At 36.1% G+C, this 17,557-nt stretch carries 15 protein-coding genes; 8 read left to right on the forward strand and 7 right to left on the reverse strand.

Going from position 1 to position 17,557, the window contains the following annotated elements; translation table 11 throughout:
• Both T368_RS15910 and T368_RS0107205 read left to right on the forward strand, forming a co-directional pair.
• Nucleotides 1-359, forward strand: a 359-nt coding sequence (locus tag T368_RS15910; protein ID WP_027338389.1) for a hypothetical protein, incomplete at its 5' end; no start/stop codon positions are given.
• A 33-nt stretch (nt 360-392) separates the two neighbouring features.
• On the forward strand, nt 393-1,133 hold the full coding sequence (locus tag T368_RS0107205; protein WP_004085872.1) for a sel1 repeat family protein: 741 nt from the start codon (nt 393-395) through the stop codon (nt 1,131-1,133).
• A 217-nt stretch (nt 1,134-1,350) separates the two neighbouring features.
• On the opposite strand, the gene uvrC is transcribed toward T368_RS0107205, so the two are convergent.
• The 4 genes from uvrC to T368_RS0107225 form a co-directional block, all read right to left on the reverse strand.
• Entirely contained in the window at nt 1,351-3,042 is a 1,692-nt protein-coding gene (gene uvrC / locus T368_RS0107210) for an excinuclease ABC subunit UvrC (RefSeq protein WP_004085870.1), read from the reverse strand.
• Between the two features lie 189 nt (nt 3,043-3,231).
• The gene (locus T368_RS0107215; RefSeq protein ID WP_004085868.1) at nt 3,232-3,714 is read right to left on the reverse strand and encodes a KdsC family phosphatase; all 483 of its coding nucleotides are present in this window, start codon (nt 3,712-3,714) and stop codon (nt 3,232-3,234) included.
• Nucleotides 3,711-4,325 (reverse strand): imidazoleglycerol-phosphate dehydratase HisB, encoded by a 615-nt coding sequence (gene hisB / locus T368_RS0107220; protein ID WP_004085866.1) that lies wholly within the window; start codon nt 4,323-4,325, stop codon nt 3,711-3,713. The genes T368_RS0107215 and hisB overlap by 4 nt, the downstream gene beginning before the upstream one ends.
• 200 nt (nt 4,326-4,525) lie before the next feature.
• Entirely contained in the window at nt 4,526-7,648 is a 3,123-nt protein-coding gene (locus tag T368_RS0107225; RefSeq protein ID WP_004085865.1) for an efflux RND transporter permease subunit, read from the reverse strand.
• 399 nt (nt 7,649-8,047) lie between these two features.
• Between T368_RS0107225 and T368_RS0107230 the strand changes: the two genes are divergently transcribed.
• From T368_RS0107230 to T368_RS0107240, 3 genes are read left to right on the forward strand one after another with little or no spacing between them, the layout of a single operon-like run.
• Nucleotides 8,048-8,752, forward strand: a complete 705-nt coding sequence (locus T368_RS0107230; protein ID WP_004085863.1) for an amino acid ABC transporter permease — start codon at nt 8,048-8,050, stop codon at nt 8,750-8,752.
• Complete coding sequence (locus tag T368_RS0107235) at nt 8,745-9,473, forward strand: amino acid ABC transporter ATP-binding protein (protein WP_004085862.1); 729 nt, start codon at nt 8,745-8,747, stop codon at nt 9,471-9,473. The genes T368_RS0107230 and T368_RS0107235 overlap by 8 nt, the downstream gene beginning before the upstream one ends.
• 11 nt (nt 9,474-9,484) lie before the next feature.
• On the forward strand, nt 9,485-10,258 hold the full coding sequence (locus tag T368_RS0107240) for a basic amino acid ABC transporter substrate-binding protein (protein WP_004085859.1): 774 nt from the start codon (nt 9,485-9,487) through the stop codon (nt 10,256-10,258).
• Nucleotides 10,259-10,990: 732 nt separating this feature from the next.
• On the opposite strand, the gene T368_RS0107245 is transcribed toward T368_RS0107240, so the two are convergent.
• The 3 genes from T368_RS0107245 to T368_RS0107255 all read right to left on the reverse strand — a co-directional run bounded on the left by T368_RS0107245 (nt 10,991) and on the right by T368_RS0107255 (nt 13,245).
• Nucleotides 10,991-12,493: a Mur ligase family protein gene (locus T368_RS0107245; RefSeq protein WP_004085857.1), complete on the reverse strand. Its 1,503-nt coding sequence runs from the start codon at nt 12,491-12,493 to the stop codon at nt 10,991-10,993.
• Nucleotides 12,493-12,765: an acylphosphatase gene (locus T368_RS0107250; RefSeq protein WP_004085855.1), complete on the reverse strand. Its 273-nt coding sequence runs from the start codon at nt 12,763-12,765 to the stop codon at nt 12,493-12,495. The genes T368_RS0107245 and T368_RS0107250 overlap by 1 nt, the downstream gene beginning before the upstream one ends.
• A 141-nt stretch (nt 12,766-12,906) precedes the next feature.
• Nucleotides 12,907-13,245: a histidine triad nucleotide-binding protein gene (locus tag T368_RS0107255; protein ID WP_004085853.1), complete on the reverse strand. Its 339-nt coding sequence runs from the start codon at nt 13,243-13,245 to the stop codon at nt 12,907-12,909.
• A gap of 162 nt (nt 13,246-13,407) precedes the next feature.
• Here T368_RS0107255 and pheS point away from each other — a divergent pair, with 162 nt between their 5' ends.
• From pheS to T368_RS0107270, 3 genes are read left to right on the forward strand one after another with little or no spacing between them, the layout of a single operon-like run.
• On the forward strand, nt 13,408-14,421 hold the full coding sequence (gene pheS, locus T368_RS0107260; protein ID WP_004085851.1) for a phenylalanine--tRNA ligase subunit alpha: 1,014 nt from the start codon (nt 13,408-13,410) through the stop codon (nt 14,419-14,421).
• Nucleotides 14,421-16,808 carry a phenylalanine--tRNA ligase subunit beta gene (gene pheT / locus T368_RS0107265; RefSeq protein WP_027338392.1) on the forward strand — a complete coding sequence of 796 codons (2,388 nt, stop codon included), beginning with the start codon at nt 14,421-14,423 and terminating at the stop codon, nt 16,806-16,808. The genes pheS and pheT overlap by 1 nt, the downstream gene beginning before the upstream one ends.
• A 57-nt stretch (nt 16,809-16,865) precedes the next feature.
• On the forward strand, nt 16,866-17,486 hold the full coding sequence (locus T368_RS0107270) for an AMIN domain-containing protein (protein ID WP_004085847.1): 621 nt from the start codon (nt 16,866-16,868) through the stop codon (nt 17,484-17,486).
• The last annotated feature ends 71 nt before the right edge of the window (nt 17,487-17,557 follow it).

Consider the following 17,557-nt stretch of genomic DNA (forward strand, 5'->3'; position numbering starts at 1 on the left):
TGTTATTTATCTTTGCACTTTTTAAGTTTGTGCTATCGAATAAGCCAAAAGAAAGAGAGTTTGACATTGATTTAACAGGTGGATTTAGTGTTGAAAGTGTTATGATGGTGTTAGATTCTAGCTCTAGCTCACTAGACGATTTACAAGAAGTGCTAGATAAGCTTTTTAGCGAATATGATAAATTGGAACTAAGCAAACTACAAATTAAAAACATTCTCATTGCCCTATCTCTTCACAAAAACGCACAAAAAGATATTATTATCGAGACTCAAAAAAGATTTGAAGAAAAACACCCAGAACTTGCTATGGAGTTTGAACGATCTGTAAAAAAGGGGCTTGATGCAAGGGGGAGAAGATAGGGGGTTATAGAATCTTTAGTTAAAAGGAAAATTATGCTTCGGTTAATATGTATATGCTTATTTCTTGTTGGTTGTGCGACAAATACGGCAAATGTAGCAGAAAAATCTCAAAATTCTTTCGTGCAAAACCCTGATTTAAAATGGACCAGAGTGCAAGCCCAGATACTTAATGACACACAAAAAGCACAAAAGGTAAATCTGCTTGGCAAGTGCTACTATCTCGAAGACAACAAGGTGTGCGAAACAATACTCGCACAATTTAATAAGGAATGTAACGCAGGTGTTGGACTAAGCTGTGGTATGCTAATCGTTGCAAGTAAAGATGCGCGTGGTGTCTCACGAGATCCTAAAAAAACGCTTTCTTACATGCGGCATGGTTGCTATTTTAATGATGAGTTAAGCTGTATGTATATGCGACAGCATTATCTCAGCAATAATCAAACACAAGAAGCTGATAGGATTCTAAAACACATACAAACACAATGCGATAAAGGCGGAGTTTTTGAGTGCTTTTTGCTTTCACTTGTGTATGAAAATAACGATTCTTTTGAAAAACAACGCGAACATATCTTAGAATATCGCAAAAGGGCATGTGATAAAGAGTTTGCCATCGCTTGTGCTTATATGGATTCTAAATCTCTTAGTAAGCAAGACTACGAGCATTACCAAGAAGTAGCATGTGAATTAGGCATGTTTGCAGCATGTGATGCAAGAAGAGAATCTATTGAGCTAAACTCGCGTATGCAACATGGACGACTTTATCGCATTTGGTAGCAAATTGTTTGAGATTCCCATTAAAAAGTAAAAATCTTATTTAGAATCTAGGCTTCAAAATGTTTTACTTTGCTCAATACTATAAGTTGTTATAGAATCTAAAAGCTGTGCGACAACAGACTTTTATCTTTTTTACAATTTAACATGGCAATTGCCTATATTTCACACCCTTTCATATCTTAATAATCCAAAAAACCACATTACAACAGCATAGAATCTACCCCTTTCTAATATCCCCAACCTTTTTGTTACGATGAAAGGTAATGGCAAATCTGTGAGCTTCATCGCGTAGCTTTTGTAAGAATTGTAGTCTGGGATCATTGGCTTGTAATCTAAACTCTACATGCTTTGAGCGGACAATATCTTTTGCATGTCCTTTTGCACGATAAGCTTTAGAATCTCTTTTTTCCTTTGCGATAGCTAGGACACTCACTCTAGCCCCACTTGATTCTAGAATCTCTAAAGCTAGATTAATCTGTGCTAATCCACCATCAAGTAGCCATAGACTTGGGGCTGGATTCTCATCAAAGCTTTTAGCGCGTCTTGTTAGCATTTCTCTCATTTGCGAATACTCATCTTTACCGCTTAGATTATAGTGTCTATATCCGGGTTTATAAAAATCATAATCTACATAGCTTACCATACCGCCTACGATAAAACTACTGCTATGATGGCTTGTATCAAAGACCTCAATGCTTGTAATCTCATGGTCTAGTGAAAAAAGATCTTTAATCTCTTGCAATACTTGCTCTTGCTTTGCATATAGATTTGTCTTATGTGTGAGTATATGCAGGGCGTTTGTGCGTGCGAGTGTGGCAAGACGGAGTTTTTCACCTTTTTGCGGGGCAAATAGCTTATTAGCAAACTCTGGTATAGAATCTTTTAGTGTTTGCAAACTCTCTGTGCTAATATCAGCAAGGATAATGTCATCACAAAGTGTGCCTTCTTTTAGAATCTTTAGTAAAGCTTGGGTGTAAATCTCACATGCCAACTCTTCTCTTATCAACTCTTTTTGCGATGGGTTTTCTGCGTCATTTGTCATATTTGGTTTTACAAACTGATGATGTGTGCTTACGACCTTACCATCTCTTACAAATAGCTTAAATAATATCGCATTACTGCCTTGCAATACAAAGCTATACACATCAGCGTTATAAAGCTTTTTCATATCCACCGCACAAAATTTCGTAGTCTCTTGCAAGACATCAATGCAATCTTTACATATCTTTGCTTGTTCAAAAAGCTCTTTTTCTGCAAATGAAAGCATGCTAGATTCTAAAACTTTTTGCATTTTGCTTGTATTTTTCATAAGTATTATGGCTTGTTGTATATATGAGTCATACTCTGCTTTTGTGTTAGAATCTTTTATGCTGCATACGCCAAGGCATTTGCCTATTTGATAATAAAGGCATGGTTTTTTACCTTTGAGACAACTTGCCTGTTGGACTATGGGGAAAAGCTCATAAAGGCTTTGTAGTATCTCTTTTGCACCCTTTGGATATGGACCAAAATAGAGTGTATCTTTATGCTTTATGATACGCCTTGTGATGCTAAATCTAGGGTAGCAGTCATTAAGATTAATCGTAATATAGGGATATGTTTTATCATCGCGTAAGAGAATGTTGTATTTTGGATTCTGTGATTTTATGAATGAATTTTCAAGGATAAGGGCTTCATGTTCGTTTGCTACAATGATTGTGTGAATGTGTGCGATTTGTGCGACCATGTGCTGGATTCTAAGGCTATTTTTTGGATTTGGACCGCATTCTTTTGTGAAGTAGCTTTTCACTCTTTTTTTAAGATTCTTTGCTTTGCCCACATAGAGTAATTTATCATCTTTATCATAGTATTGATAGATTCCGGGTTCATTTGGAATCTTTTGTAGTTGTGATTGCAAGGCATTATCCATAGAGTTCCTTAATGGAGATAAAATTAGAAACTAGGTTTCTTTTTGCCCATACAACCCAGTAACCCAGTAGTTTCAAAGATAAATTCTAAAGCGATTGATATTAACAAAAAGTTTATAAACAGCAAAACAAGAAAGACAATTTCACAAAGGTTATAAAGCGCTATAAAACCACACAGAATGTGCTACAACCTAATCCCTTATACTCGCTAACATATCAATCATTTCTCGCACTGCACCTTCACCGCCTTTTGCATGTGTAACAAAAGAGGCACGCATTTTATTAACATCACTTGCATCAGCTGGAGCAAAGCTATAGCGACAAAACGCATACATATTCAAATCATTCACATCATCGCCGATACACGCCACATTATCAGGCAAAATCTTATATTTTTTGCAAATCTCTTTCAAACACGCAAGTTTATCCTCAACTCCCAAATGCACTTCATGTATGCCAAGCTCCTTTGCTCTATGCTGCGTCAAAATGCACTGCCTACCACTAATAACACTCACAAATCCACCACCCTTAATCCACTCACTAATACCCATGCCATCTTTCACATTAAAGCTTTTTGTCTCAACAATCACGCCATTTACATGTAATAGCCCAATCTGCCCATTTGTCAAAGTGCCATCGACATCTAAAACTATCATTTTTATCATATCACTCATAAACACCCCTTTGTGCTTGGAATCTGTATGGAAGCATTTTTTGTTATCGCTCGTCTTAGGCTCACCGCAAATGCTTTAAAAGCGGCTTCTATAATGTGGTGCAAATTTTTTCCTCGCTGCAAAACTATATGCGTGCTTATCCCAGCCTGCATGACAAGCGCACGGAAAAATTCTTCTACCAACTCCACATCAAACTCTCCCGCTTTACCATAGAATCCATTCTGTGCGGCTTGCATATCAAAGAGTAAAAATGCACGATTGCTAATATCAATATCGCACGACACACAAGCCTCATCCATCACAACAGCAGCATTCCCAAACCGCTCGATATTTTGCACAGGAAATATAGCTTTATGCAATGCCCCTCCAAGCACAATGCCACAATCCTCCACACTATGGTGCATATCGACTTCCAAATCACCCTTGCATGTGAGATTTAAATCAATGAGTGAATGTTTTGAAAACGCCTCAAGCATGTGATTAAAAAAGCCAATGCCTGTTTGTATATCGCTTGTGCCATTCCCATAGAGATTAAGTGTTAAATTAATCTGTGTTTCTTTTGTGTTTCTCTCTAGTGATATTTGCTCTTTTTTTTGTGTGCTTTCACTCATATCGTATCCAAAACTTTAAAAATAGCTGAAAATTGCATTGTAGCATATTTTTATTGAGATGAGATGACGATAAAACTAAAAGTGGGAAAATATGGGGATACTTTTTTTGTTATTTTATGTCAATGCGAAAGCATTGTTGTTTGTGTAATCTCTACCAAAATTTTGCTCTTACTTCGCAATCACACCAACGCTAACAATTTCTATTTCTCATCTAGCACATCTTCACCTTTAGGTTTATAAAGTTTTTGGAATCTCTCATCAAGTGGGGCGATGATTCTATAAAATATTGGCACAACAAGCAGGGATAAAAACATAGAGACTAAAAGTCCGCCTATCATAGAAATGCCAATAGGGGCTTTCATCGCACTGCCATCGCCTGTGGCAAAGGCTAAAGGAAGCATACCTGCTACCATTGCGATAGTTGTCATAAGGATTGGTCTAAGCCTTGAGTGTCCAGCAAATTGTATAGAATCTGCTATGCTTTTGCCTAGCTTTCTTTGCTCGTTTGCTACATCTACAAGCAGAGTTGCGTTTTTGCCTACCATACCAATAAGTAGTATTAGCCCCATCATAGAGAACATACTCATAGACGCATCTGCCCCACCTGTAAGTTTTATCGCAAAAAATGCACCGCTAAAGCTAAGTGGCATTGTTATCATAATGATTAAAGGTTGGATAAAGCTCTCATAAAGGGCAGCTAAGATAAGATAGATAAGCACTAATGCCATTAAAATCGCTATGCTAAATGCCTCTTGGCTCTCTACCTGACTATCTGCTTGTCCCATAAACTTGTATCCCGCTCCACTCTCAAGCCATTTTGCACCCCTTGTTGCATTATCCTGTATAGCCTTTGTCATTTCGCCCACACTAAGCCCGCTATGCTTTATAGGCTCTACTGCAAGAGTTATGCTTCGCTGTCTATTATATCGATTGATCGTTGTAGCAGTAAAGCCTTCTTCAATCTCTACTAAGCCATCAAGGAATACCAAATCACCATTTTTTGTTCTCACTTGGATTCTTTGTAAATCTTTAGAATCAATGCGTTTAGAATCTGGGGCTCTCAAAGTAATATAGTATTCTTTCCCTGCTTCTTTATAGTAAGCTACCTGCATTTCCCCTGAAAACGCACTAGAGAGAGTTTGACCTATATCTGTTGTGCTTATGCCAAATTGTGCTAGATTCTGTTTTATCGGCTTTAGCCTATATGCTGGCATAGAATCTGAAGTATTTTTATGATAGTTTGTGATTTTCCCTTGAAAGCTTTTTTCTGTTTCATTGATAAATCTCTCTAGATTCTCTACACTTTTTTGCATGATAGAATCTATTGGAGAAAAGACTACGACTTGCACTGGTGTATTATCCTGCCCACCGCCAACAAGTGGCACTTCAGAGCCATAAATATCAAGCTCTTTTACTTCTTCACTCGCCCTTAGTTCTGCTAATATCTGTTTTAGAATCTCATCTTGACTATTATTGCCTTTTTGCTTTTTTCTCTCTTTTAGTGGTTGCAAGGATACATAGATTTGTGCGAAAAAGGCTTGGGCTAAATCACCCGGTCCAACTTGAAGTGTAGTGAATTTTACAAAGGGATTCTTTTCTACAATCTTTGTAAAGATTTCTGATTTGCGTTTCATTTCTTGTATTGAGATTCCGGGCTTTGCCTTGATTGAGATTTGAAACTCGCTTCTATCTTCTTTTAGCATAAATTCATTTCCTAAAGTCCCTTCTACATAGAGTGAGAATATAAAGACTCCAAATACACAAAGAGTGGCAAGAGTCATATTTTTCTTACTACGCATAAGAAATGCTAGAGTATTTGCATAGATTCTATCTATCTTTTCAAAGAAAGGCTGTGTGGCATGATAGAATCTTGACTGCTCTGCTTTTACTACAATAGAGCTACACATAGGAATGATAGTTATAACAACAACATAGCTTATAGCAACAGCTACTGCAACGGTTAGCCCAAAGCTTGAGAGAAATTTCCCTGCTATACCACTCATTGTCCCAACAGGGATAAACACCGATAAAAGCATCGCAGAAATTGCAACAATAGCAAAGCCAATCTCTCTTACACCTTCATAGGCGGCTTGTCTTTTTGTCATGCCATGCTCTAGCTTTTTATGTATGTTTTCAATAACAACAATGGCATCATCAATGATTATCCCAATCGCAAGAGTGAGAGCCAACATTGTAAGCATATTAAGCGTAAAGCCCATAACATGCACGAAAAAGAAAGTCCCTAAAACTGACACGGGAAGAGAGATAGCAGAAACTAGTGTAATTGTCGCATTGCGTAAAAATACAAATACAATAAATACTGCTAAAACACCCCCTAATGCTAAGTCAAACTGAATATCTTTGATTGATGAGCGAATGTAGTCTGTGGTATCCCAAAAGGTTTCTATATCATATCCCGGGCTTACTAGCTTTATTTGCTCTATTGCTTCTTTTACGCCATCTGCTATGTGAATCTCATTTGCACCCGTGATTTTTTGCACTTGTAAAATCACGCCTTTTTTGCCTTTATAGGTCGCATAAGACTTCTCTTCTGCTAGTCCATCTTCTACTAATGCTACATCTCTTAGCTTTAAGCCGTCTTTAATAGTAATATCACCTATTTCTTCAACGCTTATGCTATTAGAATCTGTGATAATGTAAAATTCTTTTGTGCTAGATAAAAGCCTACCGCCATCCATTTCTCTATTTTCTTTGCCTATTATGCCCGATAAATCTGTAAAAGTGATTCCATATTTATTCATCAAAGTTGGATCTGGGAAGATTTTAATCTGCCTTTCACGATAGCCACTAAGCTGCACATTACCTACACCACCTATGCGTTGCAGGATTGGAGCTACGACATTATTTGCATGTCGCATGAGTTCAGGCGCACTCTTATCGGTGGATAAAAAGAGTGAAACAATAGGGGTGCTGCCTGTATCTAGCTTTTGCACACTTGGCTTATCAATCTCTGAATCAAGCACAATCGCATTGACCTTATCACGCACATCATTGACTGCCACTTCAATGGGCTTTTCTAACTCAAACATAACGGTTACTATGCTAATATTTTTTGCTGATACTGATGATACAAATTTTAAACCATCAATAGCTAATACCGCTTGTTCTATCTTATCTGTAATCTTTGTTTCAATCGTATCTGCACTAGCCCCTTTATAAGTCGTCTTTACCACAACAACAGGGAAATCTACATCAGGGAATAACGCCTTTGCCATGTTATTTAACGCATAGAATCCAAATAGAATCAAAGCCATAGCAAACATAAAGGTTGTAACCGGTCTTTGTATCGCAATTTTATACATAAAGATAGCCTTTTATGCTTAGTGTTTATTAGAGTTATGAAAATTAAAATCGTATTATAATCAATGTGTTGTGAAATAATGTAAAAATTATTTGCTATTGCAAATATTTTTTATAAAGAGTGCCTAAAATTACCCATTTATGCTGCTTTGAATAGCGGGTTGTGCTTAGAATCTTAATATATGTGGCTACACTATTTCACCATCTCAACGCAACAAAGACTTTCTGTATTGATGTAATGTGAAGCGAGTTTTATTTAAAAATATCACAAAGCATTGTGAGTTAAAATTAGCTTTTGTTAAAGAGGGATTTTGTATTCATTTAGAAACTTAAATAAACATTTACCAAAAATGCAAATTTTTAGATAATATCGAAATTCTAAGATTTTATAAGGTTTTTATTTGGAAAATTTCTTTCGCTTTTTTGTTTTTTGTTTAATCGTAGGACTTGGATTCTACTTTACCTTTCCTTATGGATTGAGTAGTGCGGATTTAAATGCGACTTTTAAAAGCATTGGAATCACGCTTATACTTACTACTGGTGGGGTTTTTATAGGTATTGTGGTTGGAGTTTTACTTGCATTTTTAAGAATGCTGCAAATTCGCATTTTAAACTTTCTTATTGATGAATACATTGATATTTTGCGTGGGACACCTTTGCTTATACAGCTTTTAGTGTTTGCCTATATTGTATTTGCGACATTGAATGATAACTTTTTAGCCGCCCTTGTTGCTATTGGATTAAACTCATCGGCATATATCGCAGAGATTGTAAGGGCTGGGATACAAAGTGTAGATAAAGGGCAAATGGATGCTGGTAGAGCTATGGGACTAACGCATTCTGCGACAATGAGGCATATCATCATGCCACAAGCGATTAAAAATATCTTGCCTAGCCTTGCGAATGAATTTATCGTTGTGTTTAAAGAAACTTCTGTCGTGGGGCTGATTAGTGTCAATGACTTGACAATGCAGGCAAAGGCATTACAAGCGGTTTTGTATAATCCAACGCCATATATATTTGCGGGGGTGTTTTACTATATGTGTGTGAAAATTTTTTCATGGCTTACAAAGCTTTTAGAAAGGGAGTTGCATAAACATGATTAAGGTGCATAATCTCGTAAAAAGCTATGGCGAACATACAATTCTGCATGGAATCACAACGCAGATTAAAGAGGGCGAGGTAGTCGCTATCATTGGTCCTAGTGGTGGTGGTAAAAGCACTTTTTTGCGTTGTCTCAATCTACTTGAGATGCCAACAAGTGGGCAAATCATAGTCGATGGCATAGACATTATGGATTCTAAAACAGATATTAATAAAGTGCGTCAAAAAGTTAGCATGGTCTTTCAGCATTTTAATCTTTTTCATAATAAAAATGTGATAGAGAATCTCACATTAGCCCCTATCCAAACAGGGATTATGACAAAAGATGAGGCAATGCAAAAGGCTGGAAACTTGTTGCAGCGAGTAGGACTTTTAGATAAAGAGAGTGTGAAGCCCTCAAAGCTTTCAGGCGGACAGAAACAACGCATTGCTATTGCTAGAAGCTTATGTATGAATCCTAGCGTTATTTTATTTGATGAGCCGACTTCAGCCCTTGATCCAGAGATGGTAGGAGAAGTCCTAGCTTTAATGCAAGAGCTTGCGAAAGAGGGCATGACAATGGTTGTTGTTACGCATGAGATGGGCTTTGCAAAGAATGTTGCAAATAGAATCTTATTTATGGAAAAGGGGCAAATTGTCGTTGATGATAATCCCAATAAAGTTTTTAATACGCCAGAAAATGAGCGTTTAAAAGAGTTTTTAAACAAGGTTTTAAATCACTAGAAAGGAAATTTATGAAGAAAATTTTGTCGTTATTGTGTGTTGGTTTTGCGTTATTTTTTGTCGCATGTAGCAAGGAAGAGGCATGTGGTGGAAATGATAAGGAATTAAGAGTTGGCTTAAATGCAGAGTATCCGCCATTTGAATACAAACAGGACGCAAAAATAATAGGCTTTGATATAGATATACTTGATGCAGTCAGTAAGAAAGTGGGCTTTAACTATACGCTAAATCACATGAGCTTTGATGGTCTTATACCCGCATTAAAGGCATGTAAAATCGATATGATTATCTCAAGTATGAGTGCGACACAAGAGCGTATGAAGCAAGTAGATTTTAGCATTCCTTACTATGAGGGTGAGACTTTGTATATAAAGCGAAAGGATAGTGCTGATATAGTCGATAAAGATTCTATTAAAGGTAAAAAAGTCGGCGTATTTCTTGGCACGGTGCAAGAGCAAGCCGCACAGAAAATGAAAGATGAATACAATATTAAAGTGGTAATGAGTGAAAGCATTTTAGGCGCGATACTAAACCTTAAATCGGGCAAAGTCGATGTGGCATTGGCAGATTATGCAACCGCACAAGGCTACCTTAAAGAAAATGAAGAACTTATTGGATTCTATCATGAAAAAGATGGCAGCGAGGGACTATCCATCGCATTTGATAAAGGCAAACATGCAGAATTACTCGCTAAAATCAATGAAGCAATAAAAGAGCTTAAAGAAAGTGGCGAATATGATAAACTTTTAATAAAGCATAACTTAAGAAATGAGAATTTGAAGTAGCTGTTGTATAATGCGTATTTTATTTGATATGTATTAGATTATATATAGAATCTGGCGATAATCTATCGTAGATTCTAAGCTATATTACTCATATTAACTGATGATGTCTTTGTCTTTGAAGTTGATTAATGTTGGTTATTACAATGGTTTTTGCAGATTGCTTGGTATGTTTGGATTTTACCTAACAATTCACAAAAACATGTTGAGTGTAAATCTGGAGAATATTAGCCTTGTAGGTCAGCGTTAAGTGAAATATAGCATATAGCACAAACATACAACCTTTGAACTTTACGGGGCGGCATTGCATTACCGAGTGAGATGTTTTATAATACCTAAGCCATCCCAATTACATAGGTTATAAATACTTTGCATGCAAGTTAAAACAATGTAGGCAAGAAAAATACATTACTTTTTATATTTTTATGTATCAAATATTTGAAAAAATCGACATGTCGTTTTGATACTTAATGGGTCTAAAAATTGCATAGACATACACACATTAATAAAGTTTAAAAATCCTTAATGTAAGGCTTTTGTGTGTTAATATAGCTCTTTATTAGCGATAAGAAATATAACTTCAGAATCTAAACTTTGGCATGTGATTGATTCTATCAATCACACATACAAATAGTGAAAGCAAGTAGCCTATGGGTTAGTGGCATTGGTGTTAAGCTGTGATTTACAATTTGACGAAACATAAACCAAATGCTATCTCATCACACATAACCCTATTTAAATATAGTTTGGTGCATCATTTGCAAACAGCACTAAATCATTTTGTTTGCCACTCTCGGCTAGAATCTCTTCTAGCTTTGTTTTGTCTTTGAGTATGATTTTTTGCGGTGTTTTTATGTGTATATCAAGGATTTTTGCGTTTAAATCACCTGTGATAATTGCTATATCAAACACTTTATCTATTTTTTGTGCTAATTCTATATTACTTGCTTCATCATGCTCGACTAAACCCGGCGTTACGATGATTTTTCTACCATGATGAAGTGAAGCAAGGCGGATAGCCTCACTCATGCCCTCAAGATTCCCATTAAAACTATCATCAATGATAACCTTTTGTGCTGTGTCTATGCGTTGCAATCTATGTGGTATAGGTGTGAGTTTTGCTACTGCCTTTTGCAATGCGTTTATATCCATGCCTAGCGTTTTTGCAATCATGATTGCCACTGCGATATTATCGATATTAAACCGCCCTAATATCTTGCATGTAAATGGCACAAAAATAGAATCTAGCTCTAAGCTAAATGAAGTCTTTTCAAGTGTAGATTCTATATCTTTAAGCTTTGGTGGATAGGCTACAATCTTTTTCATATTTGCTTCAAACTGCGGTGGCAGGACATTTGCATAGCTATTATCTTTTTGCACAAACGCATGTGTAAGCCTTGTTGAATATAGCAGTTCAAACTTTGTTTTTGTCGTTGTCTCAATATTTTTAAAATATTCAATATGTGCGTGTCCTATCTTGCCTATTACTGCATAATGATGCTGCAGCAGTTCTGCAATCTCTCTAATATCCCCGACTTGCCTAGCCCCTGCCTCTGCTATATAAATCTCATGTGTAGCATTAATATTTTGATTAATATCTGCGACTAAGCCCTTATAGGTATTCACACTGCGTGGCGTTGCATAGACACTAAATTGCTGTTGTAAGATTTGAGCGATAAAGTTTTTTATACTTGTTTTGCCATAGCTTCCAGTGATGGCAATAATCTTTAGATTCTGTAATTGTTGCAATTTATTATGTGCTTTTTTCGCATAGATTCTAAATAGCAAACTCTCACACACATTCGCACATAAAAAGCCTAAAATAAGCGGCACTAAAGCATATAGCGGCACTAAAGCATATATATGTGTATGAAAAACAAACACACACAAGCACACGCTAAGGATAGTAAAAAGCGAAATAAATGCAAATAAACGCTTGATCCTTTGTGTCCATACAAGCTTTTTATCAAGGCTTTTATACCACAAAAAAAGCAGGGGCAAATACATCAAATAAAAATATCCATAAAAAAGCATACCATGATAAAACATCGATAGCCCCGCATATATAACAAGCGGCACGACAAAATAATAGATATGCCATATACTTTTATGATGCTTTGTAAGGATACGCAAAAAGCTGTAATTATACCATTGAAGCGTAGTCGCAAGATAATAAGATAATGCGAATACAAAAAGTATGTAAGTAGCAATATCAAAAAGCGATAAAAAAAGATTCATCAAGGTAATACCTCAAAGCTTGAAAACTCCATTGAATCTGTTGAATCGAGGTGTTCTATCTCAAAAGAACTCGCTTTCATTCTACCATTACCCTTTTGCAATGCTGCTAGAAAATCACCTAAATCTTCAAGGCTGACAAATATTTCTACATGTCCGTTAGCAAGGTTTTGCACACTGCCTTTATACCCTTTAGAATCTGCATAGGCTTTCGTAAAGTTTCTAAACCCTACACCTTGTACCTTACCCTTTGCTGTGATTTTGTAATGTCTCATATTGGTCCTTTATGTGAAAATGTGGGAATCTAGATTCTTGTTATTTTGAACCTTTAAAATAACCAAGTTTCTCTTTTGGAATCTAAGATTCAAAATGTTTTATTATCCTTAATAATCATTGGCAACCAAGCTTTTATCAACTCACCCAAAATGTGGTTCTAGTTTGCGTTTTGCAAGTAGGTGAAAATGCAGGTGTGGGACTTCTTGTCCGCCATCACTCCCGATATTAGTTATTAGGCGATAACCGCTTTCACGCACGCCAAGAGTATCTACTACACGCAGGATAAATGCACTCATATCTCCCATAAGACTTGGTGTAACGCCATTAAAATCTTTTACCCATTTTTTTGGGATAATAAGCACATGTATCGGGGCTTTTGGGGCAATATCATGAAATGCCATAAACTCATCATCTTCTAATACAATATTTGCAGGGAGTTCTCTATCAACGATTTTTTCAAAAATGCCTTTTTCTGCCATGCTATATCCTTTTCTAGTTTTATTTGCCATAGTTGTATTTTGAATGTATCATTCTAGCAAAAAATACATACTTTGTAGCAAAAATCCATTTTCTTTAGATAGAATAAAGCTTTCACAGAAAATATTACAAGACAAAAACCAAAGAAACACTAAGGGCTTTGCATGTTGGAATTAAAACAATGTATAAAAGACACGTTTGCAAAAATAGCACAAGCAGATAGTAAGGAAAGTCTAGAATCTTTACGCATTGAAATGAGCGGAAAAAAGGGTTATATTACACAAGCATTCAGTAAACTAAGTATGCTTGGAGGTATAGAGAAAAAAGAAGTAGCAGCAGAATTAAATATGCTTAAACGAGAGTTTGAAAATATTTTTCATATCAAAAAAGAAGAGATTGATTTAAAAGATTTAGAGCAAAAACTAAAGAGTGAAAAAATTGATACAAGCTTGTTTAAAAAGAGTAATTTTGCAAGCAATGGACACCCAGTATATCAGATGCGTGATATTATCATTGATTATTTTGTGGGATTAAACTTTTCTTTGCAAGATGGTCCTTTCATTGAGGATGATTTCCACAACTTTGAGGCTCTGAATTTACCAAAATATCATCCTGCAAGAGACATGCAAGATACGTTCTATTTTAAAGATTCTATGCTTTTGCGGACACATACATCGCCAACACAAATACGCACAATGGAAACTAATAAGCCGCCTATTCGTATGATATGCACAGGTGCCACTTTTAGACGAGATTATGATATGACACATTCACCTATGTTTCACCAATGTGAAGGTTTGGTAGTGGAAAAAGGTGATCACATAAGCTTTGCTCACTTGAGATACATTTTAGAGGACTTTGTGAAACATATCTTTGGCAGTGATGTAAAGGTGCGTTTTCGCTCATCTTTCTTTCCTTTCACAGAGCCTAGTGCGGAAGTCGATGTGAGTTGTATGTTTTGTAAAGGGGGGGGGTGCAGGGTATGTTCGCATACAGGCTTTTTAGAGATACTTGGTTGTGGTGTGGTAAATCATAATGTATTTCGTGCGGTAGGCTATGAAGATGTGAGTGGTTATGCCTTTGGCATGGGGATTGAGCGGCTTGCTATGCTGAAATGGGGGATTAATGATTTACGCAGTTTTTATGAGACAGATTTGAGAATCTTGGAGCAGTTTTAATGATAGTTACAAGTGAGAGTTTAAGCCATTTTATTCAATTAGGTGGAATCGATTGGAAAGAGCTTGTGCGAGTGTTAAGCAGCATAGGCTTAGAAGTTGAGAGAGAATATGAGACTACAATCCCACAAAATGTTGTCGTAGCAAAGGTATTGAAAAGGATACAGCACCCAAATGCTGATAAATTGAGTGTGTGTGAAGTGGATATTGGCACTGAAGTATTACAGATTGTATGTGGTGCGAAGAATGTGTATGCAGGGCAGTATGTAGCCTTAGCACTTATAGATTCAGTTTTGCCTTTTGGTAAAGATGGTAGCACTACGATTACAAAGAGTGAGATAAGGGGCGTTGAGAGCTTTGGTATGCTTTGTTCTAGCATAGAGCTTGGATTGCCAAAATTAAATGATGGAATCTTAGAGCTTGATTCTAGCATTGGTGAGCTTGTGCTGGGTAAAGAGCTTTACACTTACTCAATATTTCACCAAAGTGTGCTAGAGCTAGGCATTACCCCAAATAGGGGGGATTGTTTATCTGTGCTAGGTGTAGCAAGAGATATTGCAAGTGTGTTTAATCTCATTCCTAAAAATATTGTCGCAAATGAGCCAAGCATAGCACTTGGTGTGGGCAGATTCTTACAAGTTGTGCCGCATGGAGATTTGCATTCCTCACTTTTATATAGAATCATTGAGATAAAAGAGGGCTATACGCCACTTGCCATTGCCCTAACGCTTGGACTAAATGGCAGATATAAGCAATGTCCTATGAGTAACTTTGCTGAATATACAACATACATGACAGGTGTTTTATTTAATATATATCCTATGGATTCTAGTGATGTATCTAACAATGGTAAAGAAGCAAAGCTTTTAGTAAAGGCAGATGAAAGAGGCTTAGAATCTGTCTATGCAGAGTTTCATGAAGATGAAAATGTAAAATATACTAAGCTAACAAGCATTGGTGCGACTTCCTATGAGATTGAAAAGCGTGATTATCCACGAACCTTTATATTAGAAGCAAGTTTTATAGATTCTGTATTAATTGCCAATAAAACCTATGGTATGGATAAGGCAACCTTGACACAGGAAGTTTTACATCGTTCTACAAGAGGTAGTAATCCAGATTTAGAACTAGGTATGAATTTTATTTGCAAAAGCTTAGAATCTCTTCATTCAAATCTTTATTCAGGTGTGCAAGAAATTGCAAGGACTTATTCTCCAACAAATATACAAATGACTTTTGAATACATTTCAGACTGCATTGGAAATACAATAGAAAAAGAAGAGATAGCCCTTTTACTCAAGCGATTAAATTTTAGAATCCAAGCTACTTGCGATGAAAATTTCTTCATCGCCCAGCCACCAGCTTTTAGAAATGACATTAAAAGTAAGCAAGATATTGCTGAAGAAGTGCTGCGTCTATATGGTGTTGATAATATACGCCCAAAAAAGCATATTATAGAGCAGATACCACAAACTACACAAGCCTATATCACGCACCAAAAGACAAAGAAGCTACGCGCAAAAGCACTAGCACATGGCTATATTGAATGTGTGCATTATGTCTTTGATGATTCTAAAAAGTTGGAGACATTAGGCTTTGAACCATTAAATGAAGATAAAAGGCTTTTAAATCCTATTACAAGTGAGCTTGACATATTACGCCCCTCACTTATCCCGCATATTTTAGAAAGTCTATCGAAAAATAAACGCTATGGATATGAGGGCATACGACTTTTTGAGATTGGATATGTGTATGATAAAGATAGAAATGCAAAGCAGAAACTTGCCTTTGCAATGAGTGATTATCTAAAAACGCCAAGCTATCCAAACCCTAAGGGAATAGGGCTTGACTTTTTTAACTTCGCACAAAATGTGAGTGAGATTATCGGTAATTTTGAGTGCATTAATACCGCAAGTAAGTTTCAAAAATCAAGGCTTATCCACCCATATCAAAGTGCAAATATGCTACAAAATGGCGTGATTATCGGCGTAATGTCAAAATTACACCCAAATATTGCAGAAATGTATGATTTAGGAAATGTATATTTTTGTGAAATCGATTTTGCCTTACTACTCGCACAACAACAAGATGATAAACTTGCAAAAGAGTTTTCAAAATATCAGGCAAATAAGAGAGATTTAACGCTTTTACTTGATAAAAATGTAAGCTTTAGTGCGATAAAATCAGAGCTTGAAAAGGCATCATTGCACGATATAAAAGAGATTTTACCACTTGATATATATCATGAAAGTGATGGCAATATAGCCTTAAGCATTCGTTTTGTTTTTCAATCCATGAATGAGACACTTACAGAATCTCAAATGCAAGAAAGTTTGCAAAAGATTCTAGACATATTAGAGCAAAGATTCCATGCGAAACTAAAGCTTTAAAGGGCATGGAATCTTTTTTGCTACATTGACTATATTTGAGTCAAAAAAGGAATATGAATGAAATTTGCTAAAATTATTGCTATTTTTGGGATAAGTGTGTTTTCTTGCGTGAGTGTGTATGCTAGTCAAAATCCATTTATGATTAATGCAAATCAAAGGGATTTTCAAGCACAACAAAATAATAAAGGTAAAAAGCATTTAACAACAGAAAGCGTGCAGCTTCCAAGTAACGCAAGAGAATTAAAAAGCGTTACACTCACTTTTCAAAATCTTGATGGCACGACTGAGAGCAAACAGCTAAAAGTAGATAAAACAATCGATTGGCATTATCCCATTAAAATCACACAGCAAGAGGCTATAAGAAATATTTCTAAACGATATTTTAGCTTGAATGATTTTGAGTTTTACATGGAGGGCAAAACCTTTGTGATAAGCTCACCAAAGCATAGAATCTTACGACATTTTTTACTTGCAAATCCTACGACTATTGTGGTGGATTTTAGCCGTGATAAAGGTGCAGCCTATGATGGCAATATCGGCACAGGTGAAAAGTATTATGCAAAAGTTGGCGTAAATGCAAAAAGCAATCTCTACCGCGTAAGCATAGAACTCGATGGAATCTATCAATACACATTGAAAAGTGCTAAAAATAACACACATACGATACAGCTAAGATAGATTCTTGTTGTAGCTTAAACAGAAAGAATCTAAAAATTCCTAAACTTATCAAAACATAGGCATGAATTGCA

The sequence above is a fragment of the Helicobacter bilis ATCC 51630 genome, from assembly GCF_000686565.1.
Taxonomy (GTDB): Bacteria; Campylobacterota; Campylobacteria; order Campylobacterales; family Helicobacteraceae; genus Helicobacter_A; species Helicobacter_A bilis.